This is a genomic window from Comamonas sp. 14P8.1.4 (genome assembly GCF_057799285.1).
Genome location: NZ_JBYOKN010000008.1, coordinates 31,680 through 55,828 on the forward strand (window position 1 = coordinate 31,680; position 24,149 = coordinate 55,828).

Below are 24,149 nucleotides of genomic sequence, written 5' to 3' on the forward strand. Positions count from 1 at the left end.
GGAAGTTCCCTTTACTTGAACAACTGCTGCATGCGGCGCACGGCCTCTTGCAACTGCTCCATCGAGTTGGCCGTGGAAAAGCGCACGTAGCGGGCGGTGTCTGCCGTGCCAAAGTCGCGCCCGGGGGTGATGGCCAGATGGGCCTTGTCCATCAAGGCGTAGGCAAAGTCCCAGCTGTCCTTGACGCCGAGTTTGGCGCACAGCGGGGTGCAGTCGGCCCAGGCGTAGAAAGCGCCGTCGGGCATGACGTCGATGCCAAAGCCCAGCTCTTTCAAGGCGGGCAAAAAGTAGTCGCGGCGGGCTTTGAACTCTGCGCGGCGGGCTTCAAAGATGGCAATGCTCTCGGGTGTGAAACACGCCAGCGCCGCATGCTGGGAGATGGTGGAGGCGCAGATGAACAGATTTTGTGCCATGCGCTCCACCACGGGCACCATGGCTTCGGGCACCACCATCCATCCCAGGCGCCAGCCGGTCATGTTGAAGTATTTGCTGAAGCTGTTGATGGAGATGATGTCGTCGCTGATGGCCAGCGCGCTGTGGCCAAAGGCTTCTTCGTATGACAGGCCCAGATAGATTTCATCAACGATGGTGATGCCACCCTTGGATCGCACCACGTCGTGGATACGGCGTAGCTCGGCGGGGTCAATGGATGTACCGGTGGGGTTGGAGGGCGAGGCCAGCAGGACGCCACGGGTTTTCTCCCCCCAATGGGCCGCGACCTGGTCTGCACTGAGCTGGTAGCGCTCGGCAGCGCCCGTAGGAATCAGCTTGGCCACACCTTCTGCGGCACTGACAAAGTGGCGGTTGCAGGGGTAGCTGGGGTCGGGCATCAGAATTTCGTCACCGGCCTCAATCAGCGCCAGGCAAGCCAGCTGCAGTGCGGCAGAAGCGCCGGCCGTAATCACGATGCGCTGCGCGGGAACATCCACGTTAAAACGGGTGCGGTACCACGCGCTGATGGCTGCGCGCAGGGGCTCCAGGCCCAGGGCGTTGGTGTACTGCGTGGCACCTGCTGCTACGCACTGGCTGGCGGCAGCTTGTGCCTGTGGGGGCGCGGTGTAGTCGGGCTCGCCGATGTTCAGGAAGATCATGGGCTCAGGGCCATGGGCCACTTCCTTGGCCAGTTGCTGGGCCGCTTTGGCCACTTCCATCACATAAAAAGGTTCGATCTTTTCGGCGCGCGTAGAAAACTTCATGGGCTTGGCAAGCGCAAAAGCGCTGTCACAGGTAAAACACAAACAAGACAACAAACATGAAAAAAGGCAGCGGCTGAAAGCACGCTGCCTGGGGCGGGGGGCTTAGGCGCTTTGCTCTGCCTTGGCCTTGTCCGCCTGAACTTCGGCGGCGCGCAGCTCTGGGGCCAGCGCATTGAGCACACCGTTGACGTACTTGTGTCCGTCGGTGCCGCCAAATTCCTTGGCCAGCTCAATCACTTCGTTGAGCACGACGCGCCATGGTACGTCCATGCAGTGCATCAGCTCGTAAGCACCAATCCACATGCAGGCATGTTCAATGGGGGAGAGCTCTTCCAGCTTGCGATCGAGTTTGGGCAGGATCAAGGCATTCAGATCTTCCTCAATCTGGATGCAGCCGTGCAGCAGTGCATCGTAGTGCGCAGCATCGCACTTGTGAAAGCCCGCCAGATCACGTGTGAACATGTCGATGGACGTGGCGCTGTTCTTGCCCACCAGGTGCTGGTAGAGCGCTTGCAGTGCGAATTCGCGCGAGCGGCTGCGTGCCGACTTGGAGGCTGCCTTGCGCACGCCTGTGCTGGTCAGGCCGGTGCGTTTTTGGCGGGGAGGGCGCTTGCTGCTGGGGTTGGATTGTTCGTCGCTCATGGTTATTTCAAGGTTTTGAGCAGGCTGGCCATTTCTACGGCTACACGTGCGGCATCCAGACCTTTTTCGGTCTGGCGGGCAATAGCCTGCTCGAGGTTTTCAGTGGTGATGATTGCATTGGCAATCGGCAGTCGGTAGTCCAGACTCAGGCGGGTGACACCCGCGCCCGATTCGTTGGCCACCAGCTCGAAGTGGTATGTCTCCCCACGGATGATGCAACCCAGTGCGATGAGTGCATCGTAGCCGCCACGCTCGGCCATGGCTTGTAGGGCCACAGGCACTTCCAGCGCACCGGGAACCAGAACGTGGTCGATTGCATCAGCGGCCACACCGGTGGCGAGCAGTTCTTGGTGGCACGCTTGGGCAAGGGCATGCGTGATGCCTTCATTCCAGCGGGCCTGAACGATGCCGATGCGCAGTCCTTGCCCGTTGAGCGTTGCAGCAGAGCCTTTTTCAGCGTTCAGCATCTTTTTTATTCCTTGGTGATATAGCCAGTGATTTCCAGGCCATAGCCGGCCATGCTGGGCATGCGGCGGGGCTGGCCCAGCAATTTCATCTTGTGTACACCGCATTCGCGCAGAATTTGCGCGCCAATGCCGTAGGTACGCAGATCCATGCGGCCGCGTTCAGGGGCCTGGGCGGAGCGGGCACTGCCTTCAAACTGTGCCAGCAATTGGCCAGCACTTTCGCCGCAGTTAAGTAGCACGGCCACACCTTGGCCTTGGGCATTCAAGTACTGCAAGCTGGTGTCCAAGCCCCATGAGTGCATGGCCCGGTTGACTTCCAGCGCATCCAGAACAGACAAGGGCTCGTGTACACGCACGGCCACTTCATCGGTTTCAGCCCAAGTGCCCTTAACCAGTGCCATGTGTACAGACTGGCTGGGCTTGTCTTGGAACAAGTGGGCAGTGAACTCACCCCAAGGCGTTTGCAATGGGCGAGTGCCTACTTTTTGCAGCAGTGACTCGTCACGGCTGCGGTATTGAATCAAATCGGCGATGGTGCCGATCTTCAGGCCGTGCTCGGTTGCAAACAATTGCAGGTCGGGCAAGCGAGCCATGGTGCCGTCGTCTTTCATGATCTCGCAAATCACGGAAGACGGTGTGCAACCTGCCATGCCCGCCAAGTCGCAGCCTGCTTCTGTGTGGCCTGCACGAATGAGGACGCCGCCGTCCATGGCTTGCAAGGGGAAGACGTGGCCAGGCTGCACCAAGTCGGTGGGCTTGGCATCCTTGGCAACAGCGGTCTTGATGGTGTGGGCGCGGTCGGCTGCAGAAATGCCGGTGGTCACACCTTCTGCGGCTTCGATCGAGACAGTGAATGCGGTGCTGTAAACCGTGCCATTGCGCGCGGCCATGGGCGGCAGCTTGAGGTATTCACAGCGCTCGCGGGTCAGCGTCAGGCAAATCAGGCCACGGCCAAACTTGGCCATGAAGTTGATGGCTTCAGGCGTGACATGGTCGGAAGCCAGTACCAGGTCCCCTTCGTTTTCGCGGTCTTCTTCATCGACCAGGATGACCATGCGACCAGCGCGCATGTCTGCAACGATATCTTCCACCGGCGAAATCTGCACGGGTGTGAGGGGGGAATTCATGATGTCTCGTTCCTTGGATAGCCTGTCGGGTTGCTGCCAGCACGGCCTTGGTGTGGGCACCCGCCCAGCATGCGTCAGTGCATGCTTCCAAAGAACATGTGTGCAGACGGTGGCCGTCTTCGCGATGAATCGGCGCCGGATGGTGCCCAATCCTATGTAAAGCAGGTATTTTAATGCTTTGCAGCATCTCTGTCGGGATTGGTGGAGTGCGCAGCTTCAGTTTGCGGGGTCTTGCAAGGTGACATCGCCGTCGGGGTAGGCCACGCAGGGCAGTACACAGCCTTCGGCTTTTTCTTCGGCCGTCAGTCCGGGCCAGTCAATTTCGTAATGCACCGATCCGGAAGTGAGTGTTCCCAAACAGGTTCTGCAAGTGCCATTGCGGCATGAGCTGGGCCACTGCAGGCCACCCATCTCTATAGAGTCCAGCAAGGTGTCGGTGGCCCAGGCGTCACATTGCTGTCCGCTGGGCTCCAGCTTGGCAGTGAAAAGTGCAGGTGTCAGTGGTGCATTCATGGTTTTCCCGAGGCAAGAGCATGCAAAAGAATGGCGCAAATTGTCGCCGCATCAGGTGGCTGTGACAGTGAATATGTTTTGCCTAAAAAATAAGCACAGAACTGTCGCGCCTTGCAGATCAAGTACTTGTGCGCCAGCGATGGACTTTAATCAGGCTTATCCACATGGTTGTTCAGTCGAATTGGGGGCAACTGCCAATTTTGAGGGGGCTGCATCGGATTTTGTGATCACCGGAATGATCGTTGTTTGCATTGATTAAAAAATGCTCAGTGCAATTTAAATTAAATAAAAACAATAACTTGTTGTTGTTGTTGTTGTGCTTGTAAAGACTTATGCACAGGATTGTTCAGGTTTTTTGGGGGCAAATGCAGTGCTGTGAATTGGGTGTGATTAAAAAATGTGCAGATGTTGTGGAGGCTTGTAAAACAAGGGTTTAGCGTGGTTTTTGGCAACGGTGCAGAGCTTGTCCACATGCTTGTGCCGTGTATCCGTGGATAAGCCTTTTGTTGCGGGAGTCACTTCGGAGAAAGCGGTCGCCATGCCGGGTGCGTACAGTGGCCACCACGGCGGGATATGCAGTCCTGCACAACAAGGAGAGATGGAGATGCAAGCGTTGTCGTTTGAAGGCCAGGTCGCGATCGTGACGGGGGCTGGTGGTGGTTTGGGTCGTGAGCACGCACTGGCGCTGGCGCGCCGTGGTGCCAAGGTGGTGGTCAATGATTTGGGTGGCGCGGTGGATGGCTCGGGCGGCTCGGTATCGGCCGCCCAGGCCGTGGTGGATGAAATCCGTGCCATGGGCGGCGAAGCCATGGCCAACGGCGCCTCCGTGACGGATCTGGCTGCAGTGCAGGCCATGGTGCAACAGGCCGTAGATGCCTGGGACCGTGTAGACATTCTGGTCAACAACGCAGGCATCTTGCGCGACAAGAGCTTTGCCAAGATGGAGATGGATGACTTCCGCCTGGTGGTCGAGGTGCACCTGATGGGCGCTGCCAATTGCTGCAAAGCGGTGTGGCCGGTGATGCAGGCGCAAAACTATGGCCGCATTGTGATGACGACATCCTCTTCGGGCCTGTACGGCAACTTTGGTCAGAGCAACTACGGTGCCGCGAAGATGGCGCAGGTCGGTCTGATGCAAACGCTGGCGCTGGAAGGGGCCAAGCACCACATCCATGTGAACGCACTGGCACCGACGGCGGCCACGCGCATGACCGAGGGGTTGATGCCCGAGGCGGTGCTGGCTGCGTTGAAACCCGAGGCGGTAGTGCCCGCCATGCTGGTACTGGCCCATGCCAGCGCACCTACGCGCACTATTTTGTGTGCAGGTGCTGGCGGTTTTGAAGCCGCGCACATCACGCTGACGCAAGGTGTGTATGTGGGGGCTGGCGATGACGCGCCGGAGCGCTTGGCGATGCAGCTCGGGGCGGTGACCGATCGTGCGGGCGAGCAAGTGCCCCAGAGCGGATCCGCCCAAGGGCAGCTGGAAGTGGGCAAGGCGATGGCGGCGCGTGCAGCCGCTGTCTGATTGACGCGCCTCCTCTAACTGTTACAAAGTCAGTGTGCAATCACGTAGCGTGGCAACATAGCCGCTGCGTGGTTATGCGGGGGGGCGGGGCGCTACAGCTTCTGCCATGTGCCTATCATGCGTCATGCATACGGTGGGCATGCTAAGGTTGCCTCCCCGTTTTTTGACCGTAACACCCGATAAGAATGAATCCAACGCCCAAGCCTTCTACCCTTCCCGCTGCCGAGCGCCTGGCCGGCATACGTCGCGGTATTGAAAAAGAAGGTTTGCGCGTTCTGCCCACAGGCAACCTGGCGCTGACGCCGCATCCCGCCGGCCTGGGTTCTGCCTTGACCCACCCGCACATCACGACCGACTACAGCGAGTCTCAGCTGGAGCTGATTACCGGCGCCCGCCAAGGTGTGCAGGAATGTCTGGATGAGTTGCAGCAGGTGCACCAGTACACCTTGCGCAGCATGGCTGCCTTGGGTGAAGAGATGGTCTGGGCCTCGAGCATGCCGTGCTATTTGCCCACGGATGAGACGATTCCGCTGGGGCGCTATGGCTCCTCGCACTCGGGCCGCTCCAAAAGCGTGTACCGCATGGGGCTGGGTCACCGCTATGGCCGCCGCATGCAGACCATCTCTGGCATTCACTACAACTGGTCGCTGCCTGGCGTCAGCAGCGAGCAGTATTTCGCGCTGATTCGCAATTTCCGCCGCCATGCGTTTGTGCTGCTGTATTTGTTTGGTGCATCCCCAGCACTCAGCCCCTGCTTTGTGGAAGGGCGTGAGCACCGCCTGCAGCCTTTGGGCGATGCGCACAAAGCGCTGTATTTGCCTTATGCCACTTCGCTGCGCATGGGGCGCTTGGGTTACCAAAGCGATGCCCAGGCCTCCATCAACGTCAGCTACAACGGACTGGAAGGCTATGCCGACTCGCTCTATCAGGCACTGACCCAGCCTTATCCGGCGTACGAGCAACTGGGCATTCGCAACCCCGGTGGTGACTACAACCAGCTGGGCACCAGCTTGCTGCAGATTGAAAACGAGTTCTACGGCACCATCCGTCCCAAGCGCACCACGCACAGCGGCGAGCGTCCCCTGCATGCCCTGCGTGAGCGCGGCGTGGAATATGTGGAAGTGCGCCTGATGGATCTGGATCCGTTTGAGCCCGTGGGCATCAACACCACCACCATGCGCATGCTGGATGTGTTTTTGCTGCACTGCCTGTGCAGCGACAGCCCCGATGACTCGCCCGCAGAAATTGCCCAGCTCAAAAACAACCAGCACCTCGTGGCTGAACGTGGGCGCGAGCCGGGCCTGCAACTGCAGCGTGGTGACGCGTCGATCACGCTCAGCGCATGGGCGCAGCAGGTGTTGACCGAATGCGCACCGTTTGCTGCGGCGCTGGATGCCACCGACGGCTCCTCGGCGTACAGCGATGCGCTGGCGCAGGCCCTGGCGCGCGTGGCGCAGCCAGACACCACCCCGTCGGCCCGGGTGCTGGAACACATGCGCCGCCTGCATGGCAACAGCTTTGAGCAGTTTGGACTGACGCAATCGCTGTGGGCGCGTGAGCATTTGCTGAACCTGCCGTGGAGCGAGGCGCAGCAAGCGCAGTTTGCCGACATGGCGGCCCAATCTGAGCATGCACAGCAGGCGATTGAAGCCGCAGACACGGGTACGTTTGAAGCTTGGCGCCAGCGTTATATGGACCCGGCAGCCTTGGGCTGAGGTACACGCGTACCTTGAAAAAGTGAGCAGCTAGCGCTCGTATTTCCTCAATTTCCGGTCTAAAACACTGTGAATTGCTGAAAAATCAAGCGCAAGCTGCTCTTTTTTTTAGGTGGCTGCAAGCACCGTATTGCTCTGTGCTGTGTCACTGCACCGTCACGGTGTTGACATTTTGTAGCACTAAATTGGCAAGCATCTTCCGTTGAGCTGTTTGCTGCCATGCCGCTGTCCTCTGTTTCGCTGGCCCCTGCACCCATGGCGCAGGGGCGTCTCACACTCTCTGCATCGCGTTTCATGCCGTTTGGCGGGCTGCGCAACTGCGCGGTGGCCACCAAGATCGGGGTCGTGTTTGGCGGCTTGCTGCTGTGCGGTGTCTTGGTGGCTGGCGGCTTGATTGCCTATCTGCAGCATGTAGAGCACAACGCTGCGGCCCGCTTGCAGCAGCACGAACACGACATGGCGCAGGCCCTGACGCACCAAGCCCAGGAGCAAAGCGCAGGCATGGCGCAGTTGCACCAGACCATGGTGGCGCTGGACGGGATGACGCGGGACAACGCGCGCCTGGTGCAGGCCAGCAGCCAGGCGGCAGACAGCTTGCACGAGCAGACCGGGCACCTGGCGCAGCAAGTGGCCATCTTCCGGCTGCAGGCGACGGCGTGAGTCGGGTTAAATTGATAGCTGTTGGCGCTTTGTCGATAAGCGCTGAAGGCTTTTTGGATGCTTATTTTTGCTGCGACTGTTGGCGCTTGCGCTGACGCAGCGCGTATTGGCCCACAAAGGCCAGGCCCAGCACCAGCGCGAACCAGGCGGGGATGCGGGCGTGCACAAACAGCTCACGCACCTCGTTGGCCGACATGAAGTGTGGCGCAATGATGAGCACCAGCCCGATCAGCACCAGAATCACGCCGCGCACCAGCATGTCATTGTTCAAGGGAGAGGCAGAAGGTTTGGAGCGTTGGGAGGTCATGATCGAAGCATTGTGACGAGAGTACAGCTTGCGATTATCCTTGCGGCCCCAAGCCTCCATTCAAAACAAGAAAGCACGCCCATGGCAATCCAATGGTTCCCCGGTCACATGAACTCCACACGCAAGCTCATTGAAGAGCGCGTGAAAGACATTGACGTGGTCATTGAGGTGCTGGATGCGCGCATTCCCGGCTCTAGTTTCAACCCCTTGCTGCAAGAGCTGACGGGGCACAAACCCCGCATGAAGCTGCTTAACAAGCAGGATGTGGCCGATCCGGTGCGCACCCAGATGTGGCTGGACTGGTACAACGCCCAGCCCGACACCCGTGCCATTGCCATGGATGCGGAAGAAGTGATGCCTGCCCGTCGATTGGTGGAAACCTGCCGCCAGCTGGCGCCCAACCGCGGCGGCATGGCCAAACCCATGCGCGTGCTGATCTGCGGCGTGCCCAATGTGGGCAAATCCACGCTGATCAACACCATGAGCGGTAAAAAGCAGGCCAAAGCGGCCGATGAGGCCGGTGTGACCAAGGACGAACAGCGCATTGTGTTGGACTCGGACTTTTACCTGTGGGACACCCCCGGCATGTTGTGGCCGCGCATCTCGATCGAGCAAAGCGGCTTCAACCTGGCAGCGTCAGGCTCCGTCGGGCGCAATGCCTACGATGAGGAACTGGTGGCGCTGGAGTTGCTGTTGATTTTGCAAAAGCACTACCCCCAGAACCTGGAAGACCGCTTCAAGCTGGGTTTGGGCGTGGCCAAAATTCAGGCCATGCACGATGACGAACTGCTGGATGCCATTGGCCGCAAGCGCGGCTGCGTCATGAACGGCGGGCGCGTGAACACCCAGAAAGCCGCAGAAATCGTGATCACCGACTACCGCACGCATGTGCTGGGGAACATCACGCTGGAGACGCCAGAAGAGTTCGAGCAATGGGCTGCCGTGGCTGCAGTGGCAGACGCCGAACGTGCCGCGCGCAAGGAGGCCATTGCTGCGGCCAAGAAGAAGGGCAAAAAGCGCTGGTAGTACGGCCGCAGTCGAGAATTTGACCTACGTCAGCACCCCAATGGGCGTGACACGCTGATGAACCGCAAAATTCTCGCAAGGCCGTATGACCGCGTTACCTGCTTTTCAAACTGAACCAAGCCAGGCTGGGGGCAGGCACAGTGTCATTGCCGCACTGCTGATGAGCGCAGTGCTGGTGGCCGCAATCTGGGTGGGGGGCAGTATCGGGGTGGCACTGATCACGCTGGTGATTGTGGCCCTCATGGTGGCGGCTGCGTACTGGTGGAAGGCATCGCGCCCCGCCGTGCAGCCATTGGCAACGGCACCGCTGACACAGACCGACTTGGTGTTTGCCGCCATGGAGCAAAGCCCGGAAAGCATGGCTGTGGCTGATTTTGGTGGCCATTTGCTCTACGCCAATCGCGCGTTTTTGCTGCGCTCGGGCTATAGCTTGTCCGAGGTGCTGGGCAAGCCAGCGCGCCAGATCTCTGCCAATGGCATGACGGATGAGCAGCACCGGCAAATGCGCCAAATCGTGACCGAAGGCGGCGTATGGCGCAGCGTGCTGGTGAACCGGCGCAAAGACGGCAGCGAAATGCAGGAGGGGGTGAGCATCTTCCCCTTGCTGTCGGCCAGTGGCACGGTGCAGGGCTTGGTGGAACTCAAGCAAGACATGACCGAGTTGCTGCAGGCGCGTGCACGGGTCAGTCAACTACTGAACTTTGATGCGCTGACCCTGTTGCCCAACCGCTGGGCACTCTCGCAACGCCTGGAAGAGATGATCAAGTCCGCGCAAAGCTACCCGTTTGTGCCTGAGCACTGGAATGCCTTGCTGCTGTTTGATATGGACAAGTTCTCCAAATTCAACGCTGGCAGAGGCTTGGAGTGGGGGGACGCTTTGCTGCGTGCTGTGGGCAAAAAACTGCAAAGCCTGGTGCCGCAAACCGCCTGGGTGGCACGCACCTCGGGGGATGAATTTGCCGTGATCTTGAAAGATGCGGCTAAAAGCCGCAACGATGGGCGCATGATGGCCTATGCACTGGCCACCGAGCTGCAGCGCGGCTTGTCCAGCGTGGTGTTGGCACGCGAGGAGATGGAGGTGGTGCAGCTGACGTTCAGCGTGGGCATCACGGTGTTCCCGTTTGCGGAGCCTGCCCGCAAGCGTGATTCGGAAGACCACATTTACCGCCGCGCCACCATTGCGCTGTACCAGGCCAAAGCGCAGGGGCTGGGCCAGGTGCATGCATTTTCAGAGGCGCTGGAAGAGACCAGCCAGCGCAAGCTGGCGGTCGAAAAAGGACTGTACGAAGCACTGGCCCATGGGCACTTGCGCATGTATGTGCAAAAGCAGGTGGATATTGATGGGCAGGTGCATGGCGTGGAGGCCTTGCTGCGCTGGCAGCCACCGGGCGAATCGCTGGTGCCTCCGGGGGCATTTATCCCGATTGCGGAAGATTCGGAGCTGATTGTGCGTCTGGGCGACTGGATGCTGCAGCAAGCGGTGAACCTGCTACAGCACCCGCTGGTGCGCCATACGTCCATGGTGGTGGCGGTCAACATCAGTGCCCGTCAGTTTGCGCAGGTGGACTTTGTCGACAAAGTAGCGGCTTTGCTGCGCGGCAAACACTTGGGGCAAGGGCGCCTGACGCTGGAAGTGACGGAGAGCATGGTGCTCACCAATGTGGAAGATGCCATCCAGAAGATGACACGCTTGAATGCCTTTGGCGTGCAGTGTGCGCTGGATGATTTTGGAACGGGCTACTCGTCCTTGTCGTACCTGCACCGTCTGCCGATTCAGGAAATCAAGATCGACCAGTCCTTCATTCACGACTTGGAGCCCGATGCCCAAAGCGGCGCCCTGGTGCAGGCGCTGCTGATGGTGGCCAAAAGCATGCAGCTGCGGGTGGTCGCGGAAGGGGTGGAGGAAGAAACACAGGCGGATACCTTGCGCGCCTGGTATCCGCCCATTCTGTGCCAAGGCTATTTGTACAGCCGCCCCATTCCGGTGGAGGAATGGTTGCTGCAGCTGTCACACCAGACGCTTATTCAGCCTTGATGCCTGCCTGCTCAATCACCAAACCGTTGAGCGCATAGTCCTTGCGCACCGCCGTAGCGAAGGTCTCTTGCTTGGAGGCGCGTGGCACGTTGTCCAGCTTGCGCAGGCGCTGTTGCATGTCCGGGTTGTGCAAAATGAGGTTGACCTCGGCGTGAAAACGCTCCACCACGGCTGGTGCCGTGTTTCTGGGCGCATAAAAGCCAAACAGCGAAGTCTGGTTGGCCTTGTCAAAGCCCAGTTCACCCAATGTGGGTACGTCCTTGAAGCTGCTCACGCGCTGCGGGCCGGTGGTGGCCAGCACGTGCAGCTTGCCTTGCTCAATCAGCGCATTGACGGGCGCGAAGGGGTTGGCCAGCAGCAGGTCAAATTGTGCGCCAGCCGCATCGGTAATCAGCTGGCTGCCGCCCTTGTACGGTACGTGCACAAACTTGCCGCCGGTGGCGCGGATCAGCTGCTCCACCATGATGTGTGCCAGGGTGCCGTAGCCGGATGTGGCCACACTCACGCCCTTAGCGGTCTTGGATTGTGCTAGTACGTCCGCAAAGCTTTTGCCCTTGAACGCGGTGGTGGCCAGCACCAGCACGGGGGCATACATCACGCTGGCGACAGGAATGATGTCCTGCATCGGGTCATAACCCACCTTCATCAGGTAGGGGTTCAGGGTCAGCGGGCTGATGGCGGCAAACGCAAACGTATGCTGGTCATCGGCCTTGGCCAATTCCGCCATGCCGATCGTGCCGCCGGCGCCGGGTTTGTTGTCCACCACAAAGGGCTGGCCCAGCGCTTGGCCCATCAAGTCCCCGAACATGCGTGCCACCACATCGTTGATGCCGCCAGCAGGGTAGGGGACGATCATGCGAATGGGCTTGCTGGGCCACCGGCTGGCGGCATGCCCCATACCGGGCAGGGTTGCGGCGGCCATGCTGGCGCCGGCAAGCAACAGGCTGCGGCGGTTGAGGGAGCGGCTGCTGGTGGTGTTCATGATGTTTTTCCCAATAAAAAACCGCGCCTGGGCGCGGTTTGTGGTTGTCAAACGCTTGTTTAGCGCTTTTGTTCAAACCAGCGGCGAGCCAGTGTGTCCCAAAAGTGCGAACCCAGTTCAATATTGTCGTCGTTGAAATCGTAACCCGGATTGTGCAGGCCAATGCCGGGTTGGCCGTTGGGGCCGTTGCCGATCCAGCCATAGGCACCCGGAACTTCTTCGAGCATGAAGCCAAAGTCTTCCGCAGTCATGGCTGGGTCAATATCGGGGAAGGCATTGCCCTTGCCGACCATCTCTTGCATCACTTCACCCATGAAGCGGCCTTCATCGGCAGTGTTGGTGGTGTTGGGGTAGCCAGGCTTGTGGATGTAGGTGGCTTCACACAGGTGCGCAGCGGCAATGCTGCTCGAGATGCGCTTGAGGCCCTCGATCATGTATTCCTGGGTGGACTTCTTCAGCGTGCGCACCGTGCCGTAGATGGAACATGCATCCGGGATGATGTTTTCCACGGTACCACCTTCGATCTTGCCAATGGTCAGCACGGCGCTGTCCAGTGGGTCGACGCCGCGCGAGACCAGGGTCTGCAGCTGACCGACGATGGTGCAGGCGACCGGGATGGGGTCCAGCGTCTTGTGGGGCATGGCGGCGTGGCCACCCTTGCCGCGCACCTGGATTTCAAAGCGCATGGTGGACGCCATGATGGGGCCCACGCGCACGGCCATCTGACCTTGGGGCAGCGAAGGCCAGTTGTGCAGAGCAAACACGGCATCGCAGGGGAAGAGCTTGAACAGGCCGTCTTCCATCATGGCCTTGGCGCCCGCACCACCTTCTTCGGCGGGTTGGAAAATCAGGTGCACCGTGCCGTCGAATGTGGGGTTCTTGGCCATCAGTGTGGCCGCGCCCAGCAGCATGGTGGTGTGGCCGTCGTGGCCGCAGGCGTGCATCTTGCCGGGCACGCAGCTGGCGTGGGCGGCACCGGTGGTCTCGGTCACGGGCAGCGCGTCCATGTCAGCGCGGATACCGATGGAGCGGCCGGGATTGTCTTTGGAGCGGCCTTGGCCGTAAATGGTGGCGACGACGCCGGTTTTGCCAAGGCCGCGGTGTACAGGCAGGCCCAGCGCTTGAAGGAAGGCGGCAATCTTGTCGGCCGTGCGGTTTTCTTCGTAGCGCAGCTCAGGGTTCGCGTGCAGGTCGTGACGGAAGTTGAGCAGTTGTCCCAGATAAGGGGTGATGTCGTTGACGGTATTCATCAGTTCGGGTGGCTGGCACAGCTTCGTGCACCAGTCACTGATACAAGGATGAATCCATTATGTGGCTTGGCTGTGAAACTGTCTGCGTGTGTGGAATGTCCTCTGTCGCGTGCAGGTACTCGCCGGGTGTGTGGTGCGTTTTTGTAGGTGATTGATTTTGAATAATTAATTGGTGATTTTTTGAGTTTTTTTGGCATGATGCCGTGAAATCGAATCATTCCAAACTTGCATCAATCGTTGTGGTGCGCTTGGGCATGGCGTGCACGGCGCAGGTATTTCAGTGCACGCATCCTTGCGGATGCGCTGGACGCGTGCATGGAATGGGCGGGGCGGCGACAATGGCAACCACATGAAAAACACCATCCTCCCACTGCAATTGCTGGTGCAGCCTTCACTGGAAGACGTGCGCCCCCTGATCCTCTACCACGGCCGCCGCTGCTCGGACGGCTACGGCGCGGCACTGGCTGCCTGGCTGTTCTACGGGGACAAGGCCGAATACCGCGGTCTGGACCACGGGGAAATTCAAACCGCAGCGGATCTGGGTGAAGACTTGGCAGGCCGCGCCGTGTATGTGGTGGACTTTGCCTTCGAGCCTGTGCTGATGGCCGAGATTGAGTCCCTGGTCAGCAAGCTGGTGGTGCTGGATCACCACAAGAGCGCGGCCGAGAAGCTGACCGGCTACCAGTGCCAGTGCGGTGTGGTGCACTTTGACATGAACAAGTCCGGCGCCAAGCTGGCGTGGGAGTTTTTCCACCCTGAAAAGCCCGTGCCCGGCCTCATCAAATACATCGAAGACCGCGACATCTGGAAGTGGGAATTCGCCGAGAGCGCACCTTTCCTGGCCGCGCTGGACATGGAGGTGCGCAGCTTTGAACGCTGGGCCGAGATTGCCGCTTTCAGCCCCGAGCAGGAAACCGCCTTCATGGCGCGCGGCGGTGCCATGGATGAAAAATTCCAGAGCCTGTGCGAAGACATTGCCGGTGGCGCCCAGGTGCTCACCTTCAACGGCCAGCAAGGCTTGATGGTCAACAGCCCTGGCGTGTTCCACAGCCAAGTCGGTGACATTCTCTCGCGCCAAAGCGGCAGTTTTGCGTTGATGTGGCACGCGGGCACCAAGGGCGTGAAAGTGGGCCTGCGTTCGCGTTCGGAGTTCAACTGCATTCCGCTGGCGGAAAGCTTTGGCGGCGGCGGTCACGCCCAGGCCTGTGGCTTCAAGATGGACAACACCCGCTTGCTGGAGCTGCTGACCGGCACGCTGAACGCCGATCCCAATGCTACGTATGACTTCGTTGCAGCCCCGCTGCTGGAGTTTGACGAAGAAGGCAAGTGGATCAAGCCCAAGAAGGCGGTAGCGGCTAAATAAAAGATAGCGGCTTGCGCTGATGAGAAAAGGACTACAGATGGATATCTATCTGAAGTCCTTTGTTTTTGAGCACTAACAGCTCTCTTTTTTAATCTGCCTTGGCAGGCAGCGTCAGGCCGCAGCTGTCCGGCAGGCCCCGTGCGGTGGCTTGCCAGCCGGGTACGGCCAGCAACTGCTGCCACTGCTGTACTTCTGGCACATGGGCCAGCTGGCGCCAGTCGGCGCAAAAGCGCATCACCTCGCCGGTGCGCGGGTGGGGAATCTCCAGTGCATGCGCGTGCAGCCATAGGCGGTGCAGACCAATGCGCTCGGCCCACCAGCGGTTCAGCGGCCCTTTGCCGTGGGTGGCGTCGCCAATGATGGGGTGGGATTCGTGCTTCAAGTGGCGGCGAATCTGGTGACGACGGCCGGTTTTGGGCAAAGCCTCCACCAGGGACACGCGCGTGCTGGCGTGGCGTTTGTCATAGGCCTCGGGCCATTCCAGGTGGGCCAGGCAGCGCAGCGTGGTTTGCGCGGGCTGGGCCGGCGCGTCTTCGGGGGCATCGTCGGGCTGCAGGGCGTAGTCCACTTCTACTTCATCGGGCAGCCAGCCGCGCGCCAGGGCCATGTAGTGTTTTTTTGCGGTGTGCTCGACAAAGCAGGCGGCCAGCTTCTGGCAGCTTTCCTTGCTCAGCGCAAACACCAGCACGCCGCAGGTGCCCTGGTCGAGACGATGTACCGGCCACACGTGCTGGCCAATTTGGTCGCGCAGGGTTTGCAGCACAAAGCGGGTTTCATGGCGCGCAATGGCCGTGCGGTGCACCAGCCAACCCGCGGGTTTGTAGACCACGACCATGTCTTCGTCCTGCCAAAGAATCTCCAGTGGGTGGGTGTAGCAGGGGCGATCAGGGGCGTCGGTCATGGTGGGGCAGGCAACAGCACAAAGCGGGCAAGTGTAGTGGCGCGGCGGTGGGCATGCCGCTGCGGCGGTCAATGTGCGTGCATGGGGGGCTGAATTTGGCAGAGAATCCCCGGTTTGGTGCATGGGCACCGTGGGGGCGTGGCACTGCGGGTGCGCCCTGCAGGACTAAGCAAGAAAGTTGGGTGGGGCATGTTTCAGGGCGTTGTGGCATCGGTGGTGGCATCGTGCATTTTTGGGGCGATTTACTACCTGGCACCGTTGCTGCAGCCGTTGACCGGAGAGCAAATCTTCGGCTGGCGCATGTTGATGACGATTCCGTTCACCACGGCCTGGCTGCTCTACAGCGGGCAGGGCGCGGCGGTGTGGGCGCTGCTGCAGCGTGTGGGCCGGAACTGGCCCTTTGCGCTGGCGCTGCTGCTGTCTTCGGCACTGGCCGGGGTGCAGCTGTGGCTGTTCATGTGGGCGCCGCTGCACGGCCATGCGCTGCCGGTGTCGCTGGGCTACTTTGTGTTGCCGCTGGCCATGGTGCTGGCGGGGCGGTTGGTGTTTCAAGAGCGCTTGACCACCTGGCAAACCGTGGCCACGGCCCTGGCCGCCTGCGGCATGGCCTGGGAAATCTGGCATGCCGGTGGCCTGGCCTGGTCGACCTGGGTGGTGGTGATTGGCTACCCCGCGTACTTTGTGCTGCGCCGCATGCTGCACACCAACAGCCTGGCAGGGCACTGGCTGGATGTGCTGCTGATGCTGCCCGTGTGCGCCTGGCTGGCGCTGGGTGATGCATCGGCGGGCATGACCGGTTGGCAGGCTGTGTGGAGCACCGAGGTGCTGAACTGGATGGTGCCGCTGCTGGGTGTGATCAGCGCGGTGGCGCTGGCGCTGTATATGATGGCCAGCCGCCTGTTGCCGCTGGGCCTGTTTGGCCTGCTGTCGTATGTGGAGCCCATGCTGCTGGTGCTGGCCGCCTTGCTCATGGGCGAGCGCGTGCAGCCGGGGCAGGAGCCCATGTATGCCCTGATCGGTGCGGCCGTGGCCGTGCTGGCGCTGGAAGGGGCGCTGCAGCTGCGCCGCCCGGCAGCGGTGGCTGCCTGAGATCTTTCAATGCGATGAGGATGAAAACACCTTCAAAACCAGGCAGAACCAGCGCTTGCAGCTCTGCTTTTTAAGGCGTTGGCGTGGAGCGGCTGGCATCTTCCAGCCGGTCCACATCGCGCAGCGGTTTGAACAGCTGCGTCCAGGTACCCACCACGCCCAGCGTGCACAGGCTGCCGACGATGGCGGCCGGCACGCCGCCCAGTGCCGCAGCCATGGCGCCGGCACGGAACTCGCCCAGCTCGTTGCTAGAGCTGATGAACAGCATGTTCACCGCGTTCACGCGCCCGCGCAGCGTGTCGGGCGTGGAGAACTGCACCAGTGCCGAGCGGATGTACACGCTCACCATGTCAGCTGCTCCGGCCAGCGCCAGCATGGTCATGGACAGCCAGAACCAGTGCGACAGCGCAAACACCAGGTTGGCCAGGCCAAACACGGCCACGGCCGCAAACATCACCTTGCCCACGTGGCGCTGGATGGGGCGAGCGCTGAGCCACAGCCCCATCAGCACTTCGCCCCCGGCCATGGACGAGCGCAGCAGGCCCAGCCCTTCAGGGCCGGTATGCAGCACCTCTTTGGCATAGATGGGCAGCAGTGCCACCACGCCGCCCAGCAGCACGGCAAACAAGTCCAGTGAGATGGTGCCCAGCACAATCGGGCGGCTGCGGATGAAGCGGAAACCATCGGCTGCGCGCTGCCACATCGTGCCTTCCAGCACCTGGCGCGGCGCGGCGTATTTGATCGGCACACGCCACAGCAGCAGCACGGACAGGCCCAGCGCCAGCGCACAGACGGCGTAGGTCAGCTCGCCCCCGCCTAGGCCAAACAGCACTCCACCCAGAATGGGGGAGACAATGGTGGCCATGCGGATCAGCATGCTGTTGGTGGCCAGGGCCTGGGCCAGGTATTCGCGGGGCACGATTTGCGGCAGCAGGCTTTGCATGGCCGGGCCGGTGAAGGCGCGGCTGCAGCCAAACAGCACCAGCACGGCATAAATACCGCCCACACCGTGCTCACCCAGCGAGCTCAGCCACCACAGCAGCGCCGCACAGACCGCGGCCACACTCCAGCTGGCACCCAGCATGCGTTTGCGGCTGATGCGGTCGGCCAGATCGCCGGCGGGAATCAGCAGCAACAGCATGGGCAGAAACTGCGCCAGCCCCACATAGGCCAAAGAGATGGGGTCGCGTGTGATCTCATAGACCTGCCAGGCCACCACCACGGCCTGCATTTGCTGGGCAAAGACCCCGAACATGCGGGCGCTGAGAAACGAGAGGAAACCGGGCTGGCGCAAGGCCGCGTTGCGAAAGGGCGAGAGGCTGGGCACAACAGATCACCAAAAAACGTGCGCACCGTGCGAGGCGCGCAAAAAAGCCGCTGGGGCAGCGGCTGCAGTAGGGGGCAGGATCAGGCCAGTGTGACCACCACGGGGGCGTGATCGCTGGGCTGTTTGTTCTTGCGCGGTGCGCGGTCGACCACGCAGGCGGTGGTTTGGGCCTTGAGGGCGTCGCTGACCAGAATGTGGTCAATGCGCAGGCCCCGGTTTTTCTGGAAGCCCAGCATGCGGTAGTCCCACCAGGAGAAGCTCTTGTCGGGCTGCTCAAACATGCGGAAAGCATCGGTCAGGCCCAAGTCCAGCAGCGCCTGGAAATGCGCGCGCTCTTCGGGGGTGTGGTGGATGGTGCCGCGCAGCCCTTCGGGGTCGAACGAGTCGCGGTCTTCGGGGGCCACATTGAAGTCGCCCACCAGCACCAGCTGCGGGTGCTGCGCCACCTCGGCCTTCACAAAGGCTTCCAGGGCCGCCAGCCAGCGCAGCTTGTAGACAAACTTGTCGGAGTCCGGTGCCTGACCATTCACAAAGTAGCAGTTGATCAGGCGCACAGCGCCCAGCGGGGTGTCCAGGGTGGCGGCAATCACGCGGGCCTGCTCATCGTCCAGGCCAGGAATGTTGCGCACCACGTCGCGCATGGGGTGGCGGCTCACAATCGCCACGCCGTTGTAGGTCTTCTGGCCGTGGCATACCGCTTGGTAGCCAGCAGCTTCCAGCTCCATGAACGGGAACTTGTCATCCGTGAGCTTGAGTTCCTGCAGCCCCACCGCATCGACAGGGTTGGCTTGCAACCAATCCAGCAGCTGGGGCAGGCGTACGTTCAGGGAGTTGATGTTCCAGGTGGCAATTTGCATGGTTTGAAATTTTTTTAAATCAATGTACTGCTTGGGAAGTTCGTATGGCCGCTGCACAGCGGGCTACGCAAGAGGGCATTGATGCAGCAATCCATGGATTGTGCCTTTGAGTTGCTGCATAAAGCCATCGTGCGGTGAGTTCTCCCAAACCATCGCCGTGAATCAACGCTGTGGCTCATGGCAACACAACGCCAGCGGATCAACCACATGTCGCAAGGACAAGCCAGACAACAACGCCAGGCCATTAACCAGGTGCATGACTTGTTGGGCGGATAGCTTACGCCGCCGAATCCCAGGTCCGTGTTGTGGGGGCGCGCAAGCCGTCACGCGGCCGGAGCCTTTTCGCTGCTATTGCCACGCTGTCGGACTAAATCGCCAAGCTGATCAAGGGGACGTAGCGCAGTGTTAAAGGCGATCACGATGGGAAGCAAAGACAGAAACAGCAACGTGCGGCGAGACAGGCCGCAAAAGCTTCTCGCATCGAAGGTGGCTTTAGACCTCATTTTTTGGTCGGTACGCCCCATGCACGTTACGTTGGTTGCACCGATTTTGTCTATTTCTCACGCTATGGAGCCCCATGGAACTTCTGAATGCATTGAACTGGCGCTATGCAACCAAGCGCATGACGGGTGAAAAGATAGATCAGGCACTGGTCGATCAGGCTTTGGAGGCTGCGCGCTTGGCGCCCACTTCTGCGGGCCTGCAGCCTTTCACATCATCGCCATCAGCAACCCGGCGTTGAAAAAGGCGATTTCCCCGGTTGCATTGAATCAGCCGCAAATCATCGAGTCTTCCCACTTGCTGGCCTTCGCTTCGTGGGACCAAATGGACGACGCGCGCATTGAAGCGCGCGATGCGTTTGGCCGTGCGATCCGCAACCAGCCCGTGGATGTGACCATGGATGTGGTGCAAAACCTCAAAAATCTGTTTGCAGGCTTCACGAAGGAGCAGCAATACCACCACTCGGCCAAGCAGGCCTTCATCGGTATGGGGATGGCCATTGCTGCAGCGGCTTTGCTCAAGGTCGATGCCACGCCCATGGAAGGCTTTGACAACGAGGGCATTGATAAGCTGCTGGAGCTGGACAAGCTCGGGTTGAAGTCTGTGGCGCTGCTGGCGTTGGGGCGTCGTTCGGCCGAAAACGATTGTCTGGTGACGCTGCAGAAGGTGCGAATTCCTCGCAGTGAATTTGTCATTGAAATGAACTGATCCCTCCTTGCTCACCGTGGCTAAGGTGGGCAGATGGAGCCTGTGCGTGACCCGCACTTTTGCAGCAGCCCTGCACAACTTGGAATACATCTCTTATGCATCTCTCTATCCGTCGTTTTGGCCCGGTGCTTGCTCTGGCTTTGGGTTGCGCACTGCCTGCGCAGGCCGCAGATATTCTGATCACCAACGCCACCGTGTTTGATGGGACCGGACGTGACATGTTGCGCAACGCCAGCATCACCATCGAAAAAGGGCGCGTACTGCGTGTGGAGCAAGGGCCATCGCAAGCCACAGCCCCAGTGGTCATCGATGCTGCGGGCAAAACGGTCATGCCTGGCCTGATCAACGGGCACTTTCATTTGATGTTCGACTACTACTCCGGCAACAGTGGCAACCCTGCCGGTAGTGATGCAGAAGCCCGTGCCTACCTGCGCGACAAGATGCCTGCTCGCCTCCAAGGCCACCTGTCGCACGGCATCACCTCGCTGTTCTCGCCCATCGACTTTTGGCCCTACATCTACGACCTGCGGGCCCAACTCGCCAGTGGCCAAATTGCAGGGCCCCGGCTGTTTGTGGGGGGGCCTATTTTGGTGAACAAAGGGGAACATTACGCGTGTGCGTCAGAGCAGCCTGCTGCCAAAAAATGGTGTGACGAGCACATTGCGCTGTTCAACGATACGCCAGACAAAGCCCGTGCAGCGATTCAGCAACTGGTCAAAGATGGTGCGGATGTGGCGGTGTTTGATGCCGTGACCAACCAGCCTCAATTCAATGCCGAGACATTCAAAAGCATGGTGGACGAAGCCCATCGCCATGGCTTGCGCATTGTTTCGCACAATGCCAATGCGAAAGATGCGGCTGCGATGGTCAAAGCAGGTGTGGACGGGTTTGTGCACCCGCCGACTGTCACGCGCGATGTGGATGGCAAGCTGCTCTCGATTGTGGGAGAGCGTCAATTGCCGCTGGCGATCACTTTGGGGTTCTTTCAGCGCTATTTGGCAGAAGGCTACGGTACCCCGAAAGATCTGGAGGAGTACAACACGCTGCTGACCAATGTCAAAGTCATGCTGAAGGCGGGCGCGATGCCTATCTTTGCCTCTGACATGCCAGGCCTGCCGCCTGAAGACGTCGTGCCCACAGTCATCCGCGTGATGTCGGGTGTGGGCATCGACAACCGTAGCATCTTGCTGTCTGCAACCCGCGATGCCGCGCGTGGGCTGTTAGGGCGAAAAGATCTCGGGACGCTGGAGCCAGGGCAACTGGCCGACTTGATCATGGTGGACGGCAATCCGCTGCAAGATTTGAACGCACTGACCCGTGTGCAGCTGCTCATCAAGGATGGGAAGGTGGCGGTGGATCGACGAGCGCCATGACAGAGTGAAGCCCTCATTCACCGTAACAATTCATCGAAACAATAAAGGCTTGGCCCCGTGAAGGAGCCAGGCCTTTTTGCATTGCGCCGTGGCGTGTGGCAACGCGGCTTGAGCGCTGCAAGAGCTGGGGCGAGATGAACACTGCGCAGTGGTGGGGCGCTGCCGTGGTTGAGATGGGCATGTGGTCCCCGTAAAGCGCGGTGCTGGCGCAGGGGCACACCGTTGGATGCTGAGGCTGCAGGCGACAGCCCGTCGTTGGCTTTGTACTTCTCTTGGTGGCTGGGCAGTGGCGGTATGCATCGGGCATCGTCTGGCTGCTGAAAACTGTGGCAGATCAGGCACAGTTACACCGCTGGCAAGTGACAGATTTTGGCGTTTGTTTGCGCTTACATCATTGAAATATATGGCGTTTCATAGATTTTCTGGAACGTCAAGCTATCTGTGAGATCGGATGGTGGAGCGGTTCAACAGGTGATAAAAGGTCGCGATCTCTCGATAATTACCCTTACTTTCTGTTACTTACTCCGTGGCCGGCGTACCTTCTGTCGCTTTCAACGGCCCGGCGCAGCACTGCAGTCATGGCAGCGCGTGCGGGTAGGTGGCTATTAAAACAATGGGTCGAGACAATGAATTTTTCCAAGTTGAATATTGGCGCCCGGCTGGGCATGGGCTTTGCCATGGTGCTGGGGTTTGCCGTGGTGATCACGGTGATTGGCATGTGGCAGATGCATGCGGTCAGCCAGTCTACGCAGCAGATGCTGGAGGATTCCCTGACCAAGGAGCGCCTGATCAGCGACTGGAACAAGTTCGTCACGGTGGGGGTGACGCGCACCACCGCCATTGCGAAAAGCACGGATGCCAGCCTGGTGCCTTTCTTCGCCGCCGAGGCTGCCGCTTCTTCCAAGAACTCGGTGGAGCTGCTCACCAGCTTTGAAAAGCGCATCTCCATGCCGCAAGAGCGCGCTATCCTCGACAAAATTTTGGAGATCCGCAAGGGCTATCTGGCCGCACGTGACAAGGTGGGGCAACTCAAAGCCGATGGGCTGGCCACAGAGGCCGAAGCCGCTCTGGCGAGCGATTACACGCCGGTGGCACAGGCCTATCTGCAGCAGCTCGACCAGCTGCTTAATCTGCAGCGCAGCAATCTCGATGCCAATGCGGCCGACGTGAAAGCGATTGAAAGCACGAGCCAGACGTATTTTGTGATTTTGGCGGTGCTGGCCGTAGCCCTGGGTGCGCTGTGCGCCTGGCGCTTGACGGTGGGTATTACGGCCCCGCTGCGCAACGCCGTGGCCGTGGCCCGCCGTGTGGCCGATGGCGACTTGAGCACCCAGATCACCGTCAGCGGCACCGATGAAACCGGCCAGCTGCTGCAGGCGCTGCACGACATGAATGCCAGCTTGGGCAAGCTGGTGGGCCAGGTGCGCCAGGGCACCGACAACATTGCCACCGCTTCCAGTGAAATTGCCTCGGGCAACCACGACCTGTCCTCGCGCACCGAAGAGCAGGCCAGCGCCTTGCAGCAGACCGCTGCGTCGATGGAGCAGCTGACCTCCACCGTCAAGCAAAACGCTGACAACGCCAGCCAGGCCAACCAGCTGGCCCTGTCCCCCTCGGACGTGGCCGTCAAGGGTGGCCGTGTGGTGGCCCAGGTCGTGGAGACCATGAGCGCCATCAGCACCTCGTCCAAGAAAATCGCCGACATCATTGGCGTGATCGACGGCATCGCCTTCCAGACCAACATCCTGGCGCTGAACGCCGCCGTGGAAGCGGCCCGTGCTGGCGAACAAGGCCGTGGCTTTGCGGTGGTGGCTTCGGAAGTGCGTTCGCTGGCCGGTCGCAGTGCGGAAGCGGCCAAGGAAATCAAGCTGCTGATCAACGCCTCGGTCGACAAGGTCGAAGAAGGCAGCGAGCAGGTCAGCCAGGCTGGGCGCACCATGGACGAGATTGTCAGCAGCGTGCAGCGCGTGACAGACATCATGGGCGAGATCACGGCGGCCAGCCTGGAGCAGACCAGCGGTATCGAGCAGATCAACCGCGCCGTGGCCGAGATGGACATGGTCACCCAGCAGAATGCGGCGCTGGTGGAAGAGTCGACTGCGGCGGCCCAGTCCATGCAGCAGCAAACCGGTGATCTGTCGCAGATGGTCAGCGTCTTCCGTCTCAAGCAAGGTGAGGGCCAGGGTGCCATCGCCGCCAGCTTGCGTCTGCGCTAAGGCTTTGGTGAAAACCTGCTGGGGCGCGAGGGCGCCAGCCCTTGGGTTTAACCCTGTTTACAACCCCGACTTTGGTGCGAGCGGTTGGCTCCGAAGGGGGCATTTGGGGCCTCAATCGGGTTGGTAATGGTCTTTATCGATCCTAATAATAATCACAGTCTTTTTGTGGGCTGGCACGCACCAGTTGTGTGCAATTAGCTATTTATTTTGATGCGATTGCGGTATTCAAAGCAGGTGCCAGTGCCGCAGCACCTGCATCGCTGGCGGAGTGAGGCAACGCCAACATCTGCAGGCCAAAGCCGATTCATTGATAATCGGCAAAACGTTTTGTTACTTTTGCGGTAAGCGCCGCACGGCCTGCCAACCTCC

General features: G+C 60.3%; 22 protein-coding genes. 11 read left to right on the forward strand and 11 right to left on the reverse strand.

Translation table 11 applies throughout. The features are described 5' to 3' along the window. Positions 1 to 11: 11 nt before the first annotated feature. The 5 genes from AC27VO_RS12500 to AC27VO_RS12520 all read right to left on the reverse strand — a co-directional run bounded on the left by AC27VO_RS12500 (position 12) and on the right by AC27VO_RS12520 (position 3,945). Positions 12 to 1,196 (reverse strand): pyridoxal phosphate-dependent aminotransferase, encoded by a 1,185-nt coding sequence (locus tag AC27VO_RS12500; protein ID WP_488667042.1) that lies wholly within the window; start codon positions 1,194 to 1,196, stop codon positions 12 to 14. A gap of 102 nt (positions 1,197 to 1,298) precedes the next feature. After that, complete coding sequence (nusB, locus tag AC27VO_RS12505; protein ID WP_488667043.1) at positions 1,299 to 1,838, reverse strand: transcription antitermination factor NusB; 540 nt, start codon at positions 1,836 to 1,838, stop codon at positions 1,299 to 1,301. Between the two features lie 2 nt (positions 1,839 to 1,840). Further along, a complete protein-coding gene (gene ribH / locus AC27VO_RS12510) occupies positions 1,841 to 2,305 on the reverse strand; it encodes a 6,7-dimethyl-8-ribityllumazine synthase (RefSeq protein WP_488667044.1) in 465 nt (154 codons plus the stop codon). 5 nt (positions 2,306 to 2,310) lie between these two features. After that, positions 2,311 to 3,432: a bifunctional 3,4-dihydroxy-2-butanone-4-phosphate synthase/GTP cyclohydrolase II gene (gene ribBA, locus AC27VO_RS12515; RefSeq protein WP_488667045.1), complete on the reverse strand. Its 1,122-nt coding sequence runs from the start codon at positions 3,430 to 3,432 to the stop codon at positions 2,311 to 2,313. A 216-nt stretch (positions 3,433 to 3,648) separates the two neighbouring features. Beyond that, positions 3,649 to 3,945 (reverse strand): 2Fe-2S iron-sulfur cluster-binding protein, encoded by a 297-nt coding sequence (locus AC27VO_RS12520; protein WP_488667046.1) that lies wholly within the window; start codon positions 3,943 to 3,945, stop codon positions 3,649 to 3,651. A 604-nt stretch (positions 3,946 to 4,549) separates the two neighbouring features. On the opposite strand from AC27VO_RS12520, the gene AC27VO_RS12525 reads away from it, so the two are divergent. The 3 genes from AC27VO_RS12525 (at position 4,550) to AC27VO_RS12535 (ending at position 7,845) form a co-directional block, all read left to right on the forward strand. Beyond that, on the forward strand, positions 4,550 to 5,470 hold the full coding sequence (locus tag AC27VO_RS12525; protein ID WP_488667047.1) for an SDR family NAD(P)-dependent oxidoreductase: 921 nt from the start codon (positions 4,550 to 4,552) through the stop codon (positions 5,468 to 5,470). Between the two features lie 185 nt (positions 5,471 to 5,655). Continuing rightward, on the forward strand, positions 5,656 to 7,185 hold the full coding sequence (gene gshA, locus AC27VO_RS12530) for a glutamate--cysteine ligase (RefSeq protein ID WP_488667048.1): 1,530 nt from the start codon (positions 5,656 to 5,658) through the stop codon (positions 7,183 to 7,185). Between the two features lie 219 nt (positions 7,186 to 7,404). Next, positions 7,405 to 7,845, forward strand: a complete 441-nt coding sequence (locus tag AC27VO_RS12535; RefSeq protein ID WP_488667049.1) for a hypothetical protein — start codon at positions 7,405 to 7,407, stop codon at positions 7,843 to 7,845. A gap of 61 nt (positions 7,846 to 7,906) precedes the next feature. Here the strand turns inward: AC27VO_RS12535 and AC27VO_RS12540 are convergent, their stop codons facing one another. Beyond that, entirely contained in the window at positions 7,907 to 8,152 is a 246-nt protein-coding gene (locus AC27VO_RS12540) for a hypothetical protein (RefSeq protein ID WP_488667050.1), read from the reverse strand. An 81-nt stretch (positions 8,153 to 8,233) separates the two neighbouring features. Here AC27VO_RS12540 and ylqF point away from each other — a divergent pair, with 81 nt between their 5' ends. Beyond that, positions 8,234 to 9,178 (forward strand): ribosome biogenesis GTPase YlqF, encoded by a 945-nt coding sequence (gene ylqF, locus AC27VO_RS12545; RefSeq protein ID WP_488667051.1) that lies wholly within the window; start codon positions 8,234 to 8,236, stop codon positions 9,176 to 9,178. Between the two features lie 160 nt (positions 9,179 to 9,338). Continuing rightward, on the forward strand, positions 9,339 to 11,213 hold the full coding sequence (locus AC27VO_RS12550; RefSeq protein WP_488667052.1) for a putative bifunctional diguanylate cyclase/phosphodiesterase: 1,875 nt from the start codon (positions 9,339 to 9,341) through the stop codon (positions 11,211 to 11,213). Here AC27VO_RS12550 and AC27VO_RS12555 read toward each other — a convergent pair. Beyond that, positions 11,200 to 12,195 carry a Bug family tripartite tricarboxylate transporter substrate binding protein gene (locus AC27VO_RS12555; RefSeq protein ID WP_488667053.1) on the reverse strand — a complete coding sequence of 332 codons (996 nt, stop codon included), beginning with the start codon at positions 12,193 to 12,195 and terminating at the stop codon, positions 11,200 to 11,202. The two genes, AC27VO_RS12550 and AC27VO_RS12555, sit on opposite strands and share 14 nt — an antisense overlap. A gap of 59 nt (positions 12,196 to 12,254) precedes the next feature. Next, complete coding sequence (locus AC27VO_RS12560) at positions 12,255 to 13,445, reverse strand: M20 aminoacylase family protein (RefSeq protein ID WP_488667054.1); 1,191 nt, start codon at positions 13,443 to 13,445, stop codon at positions 12,255 to 12,257. Positions 13,446 to 13,794: 349 nt separating this feature from the next. On the opposite strand from AC27VO_RS12560, the gene AC27VO_RS12565 reads away from it, so the two are divergent. After that, a complete protein-coding gene (locus AC27VO_RS12565) occupies positions 13,795 to 14,808 on the forward strand; it encodes a DHH family phosphoesterase (protein ID WP_488667055.1) in 1,014 nt (337 codons plus the stop codon). A gap of 88 nt (positions 14,809 to 14,896) precedes the next feature. On the opposite strand, the gene AC27VO_RS12570 is transcribed toward AC27VO_RS12565, so the two are convergent. Then, on the reverse strand, positions 14,897 to 15,709 hold the full coding sequence (locus AC27VO_RS12570) for a pseudouridine synthase (protein WP_488667056.1): 813 nt from the start codon (positions 15,707 to 15,709) through the stop codon (positions 14,897 to 14,899). Between the two features lie 189 nt (positions 15,710 to 15,898). On the opposite strand from AC27VO_RS12570, the gene rarD reads away from it, so the two are divergent. Continuing rightward, the gene (gene rarD, locus AC27VO_RS12575; RefSeq protein WP_488667057.1) at positions 15,899 to 16,798 is read left to right on the forward strand and encodes an EamA family transporter RarD; all 900 of its coding nucleotides are present in this window, start codon (positions 15,899 to 15,901) and stop codon (positions 16,796 to 16,798) included. Positions 16,799 to 16,868: 70 nt separating this feature from the next. Here the strand turns inward: rarD and AC27VO_RS12580 are convergent, their stop codons facing one another. Beyond that, entirely contained in the window at positions 16,869 to 18,125 is a 1,257-nt protein-coding gene (locus AC27VO_RS12580) for an MFS transporter (RefSeq protein ID WP_488667058.1), read from the reverse strand. A gap of 80 nt (positions 18,126 to 18,205) precedes the next feature. After that, on the reverse strand, positions 18,206 to 18,982 hold the full coding sequence (gene xth / locus AC27VO_RS12585) for an exodeoxyribonuclease III (RefSeq protein WP_488667059.1): 777 nt from the start codon (positions 18,980 to 18,982) through the stop codon (positions 18,206 to 18,208). A gap of 577 nt (positions 18,983 to 19,559) precedes the next feature. Here xth and AC27VO_RS12590 point away from each other — a divergent pair. The 4 genes from AC27VO_RS12590 (at position 19,560) to AC27VO_RS12605 (ending at position 23,780) form a co-directional block, all read left to right on the forward strand. Beyond that, positions 19,560 to 19,724 carry a nitroreductase family protein gene (locus AC27VO_RS12590; RefSeq protein WP_488667060.1) on the forward strand — a complete coding sequence of 55 codons (165 nt, stop codon included), beginning with the start codon at positions 19,560 to 19,562 and terminating at the stop codon, positions 19,722 to 19,724. Positions 19,725 to 19,747: 23 nt separating this feature from the next. Beyond that, positions 19,748 to 20,191, forward strand: a complete 444-nt coding sequence (locus AC27VO_RS12595) for a nitroreductase family protein (protein ID WP_488667061.1) — start codon at positions 19,748 to 19,750, stop codon at positions 20,189 to 20,191. A 95-nt stretch (positions 20,192 to 20,286) separates the two neighbouring features. Further along, on the forward strand, positions 20,287 to 21,564 hold the full coding sequence (locus tag AC27VO_RS12600) for an amidohydrolase family protein (protein WP_488667062.1): 1,278 nt from the start codon (positions 20,287 to 20,289) through the stop codon (positions 21,562 to 21,564). Between the two features lie 626 nt (positions 21,565 to 22,190). Beyond that, on the forward strand, positions 22,191 to 23,780 hold the full coding sequence (locus tag AC27VO_RS12605) for a methyl-accepting chemotaxis protein (protein ID WP_488667063.1): 1,590 nt from the start codon (positions 22,191 to 22,193) through the stop codon (positions 23,778 to 23,780). The last annotated feature ends 369 nt before the right edge of the window (positions 23,781 to 24,149 follow it).

What these genes read in the sequence shown, in the direction of transcription:
- AC27VO_RS12500 (WP_488667042.1), bottom strand. Translation starts at nt 1,196, where the DNA reads ATGAAGTTTTCTACGCGCGCCGAAAAGATCGAACCTTTTTATGTGATG.
- nusB (WP_488667043.1), bottom strand. Translation starts at nt 1,838, where the DNA reads ATGAGCGACGAACAATCCAACCCCAGCAGCAAGCGCCCTCCCCGCCAA.
- ribH (WP_488667044.1), bottom strand. Translation starts at nt 2,305, where the DNA reads ATGCTGAACGCTGAAAAAGGCTCTGCTGCAACGCTCAACGGGCAAGGA.
- ribBA (WP_488667045.1), bottom strand. Translation starts at nt 3,432, where the DNA reads ATGAATTCCCCCCTCACACCCGTGCAGATTTCGCCGGTGGAAGATATC.
- AC27VO_RS12520 (WP_488667046.1), bottom strand. Translation starts at nt 3,945, where the DNA reads ATGAATGCACCACTGACACCTGCACTTTTCACTGCCAAGCTGGAGCCC.
- AC27VO_RS12525 (WP_488667047.1), top strand. Translation starts at nt 4,550, where the DNA reads ATGCAAGCGTTGTCGTTTGAAGGCCAGGTCGCGATCGTGACGGGGGCT.
- gshA (WP_488667048.1), top strand. Translation starts at nt 5,656, where the DNA reads ATGAATCCAACGCCCAAGCCTTCTACCCTTCCCGCTGCCGAGCGCCTG.
- AC27VO_RS12535 (WP_488667049.1), top strand. Translation starts at nt 7,405, where the DNA reads ATGCCGCTGTCCTCTGTTTCGCTGGCCCCTGCACCCATGGCGCAGGGG.
- AC27VO_RS12540 (WP_488667050.1), bottom strand. Translation starts at nt 8,152, where the DNA reads ATGACCTCCCAACGCTCCAAACCTTCTGCCTCTCCCTTGAACAATGAC.
- ylqF (WP_488667051.1), top strand. Translation starts at nt 8,234, where the DNA reads ATGGCAATCCAATGGTTCCCCGGTCACATGAACTCCACACGCAAGCTC.
- AC27VO_RS12550 (WP_488667052.1), top strand. Translation starts at nt 9,339, where the DNA reads ATGAGCGCAGTGCTGGTGGCCGCAATCTGGGTGGGGGGCAGTATCGGG.
- AC27VO_RS12555 (WP_488667053.1), bottom strand. Translation starts at nt 12,195, where the DNA reads ATGAACACCACCAGCAGCCGCTCCCTCAACCGCCGCAGCCTGTTGCTT.
- AC27VO_RS12560 (WP_488667054.1), bottom strand. Translation starts at nt 13,445, where the DNA reads ATGAATACCGTCAACGACATCACCCCTTATCTGGGACAACTGCTCAAC.
- AC27VO_RS12565 (WP_488667055.1), top strand. Translation starts at nt 13,795, where the DNA reads ATGAAAAACACCATCCTCCCACTGCAATTGCTGGTGCAGCCTTCACTG.
- AC27VO_RS12570 (WP_488667056.1), bottom strand. Translation starts at nt 15,709, where the DNA reads ATGACCGACGCCCCTGATCGCCCCTGCTACACCCACCCACTGGAGATT.
- rarD (WP_488667057.1), top strand. Translation starts at nt 15,899, where the DNA reads ATGTTTCAGGGCGTTGTGGCATCGGTGGTGGCATCGTGCATTTTTGGG.
- xth (WP_488667059.1), bottom strand. Translation starts at nt 18,982, where the DNA reads ATGCAAATTGCCACCTGGAACATCAACTCCCTGAACGTACGCCTGCCC.
- AC27VO_RS12590 (WP_488667060.1), top strand. Translation starts at nt 19,560, where the DNA reads ATGGAACTTCTGAATGCATTGAACTGGCGCTATGCAACCAAGCGCATG.
- AC27VO_RS12600 (WP_488667062.1), top strand. Translation starts at nt 20,287, where the DNA reads ATGCATCTCTCTATCCGTCGTTTTGGCCCGGTGCTTGCTCTGGCTTTG.
- AC27VO_RS12605 (WP_488667063.1), top strand. Translation starts at nt 22,191, where the DNA reads ATGAATTTTTCCAAGTTGAATATTGGCGCCCGGCTGGGCATGGGCTTT.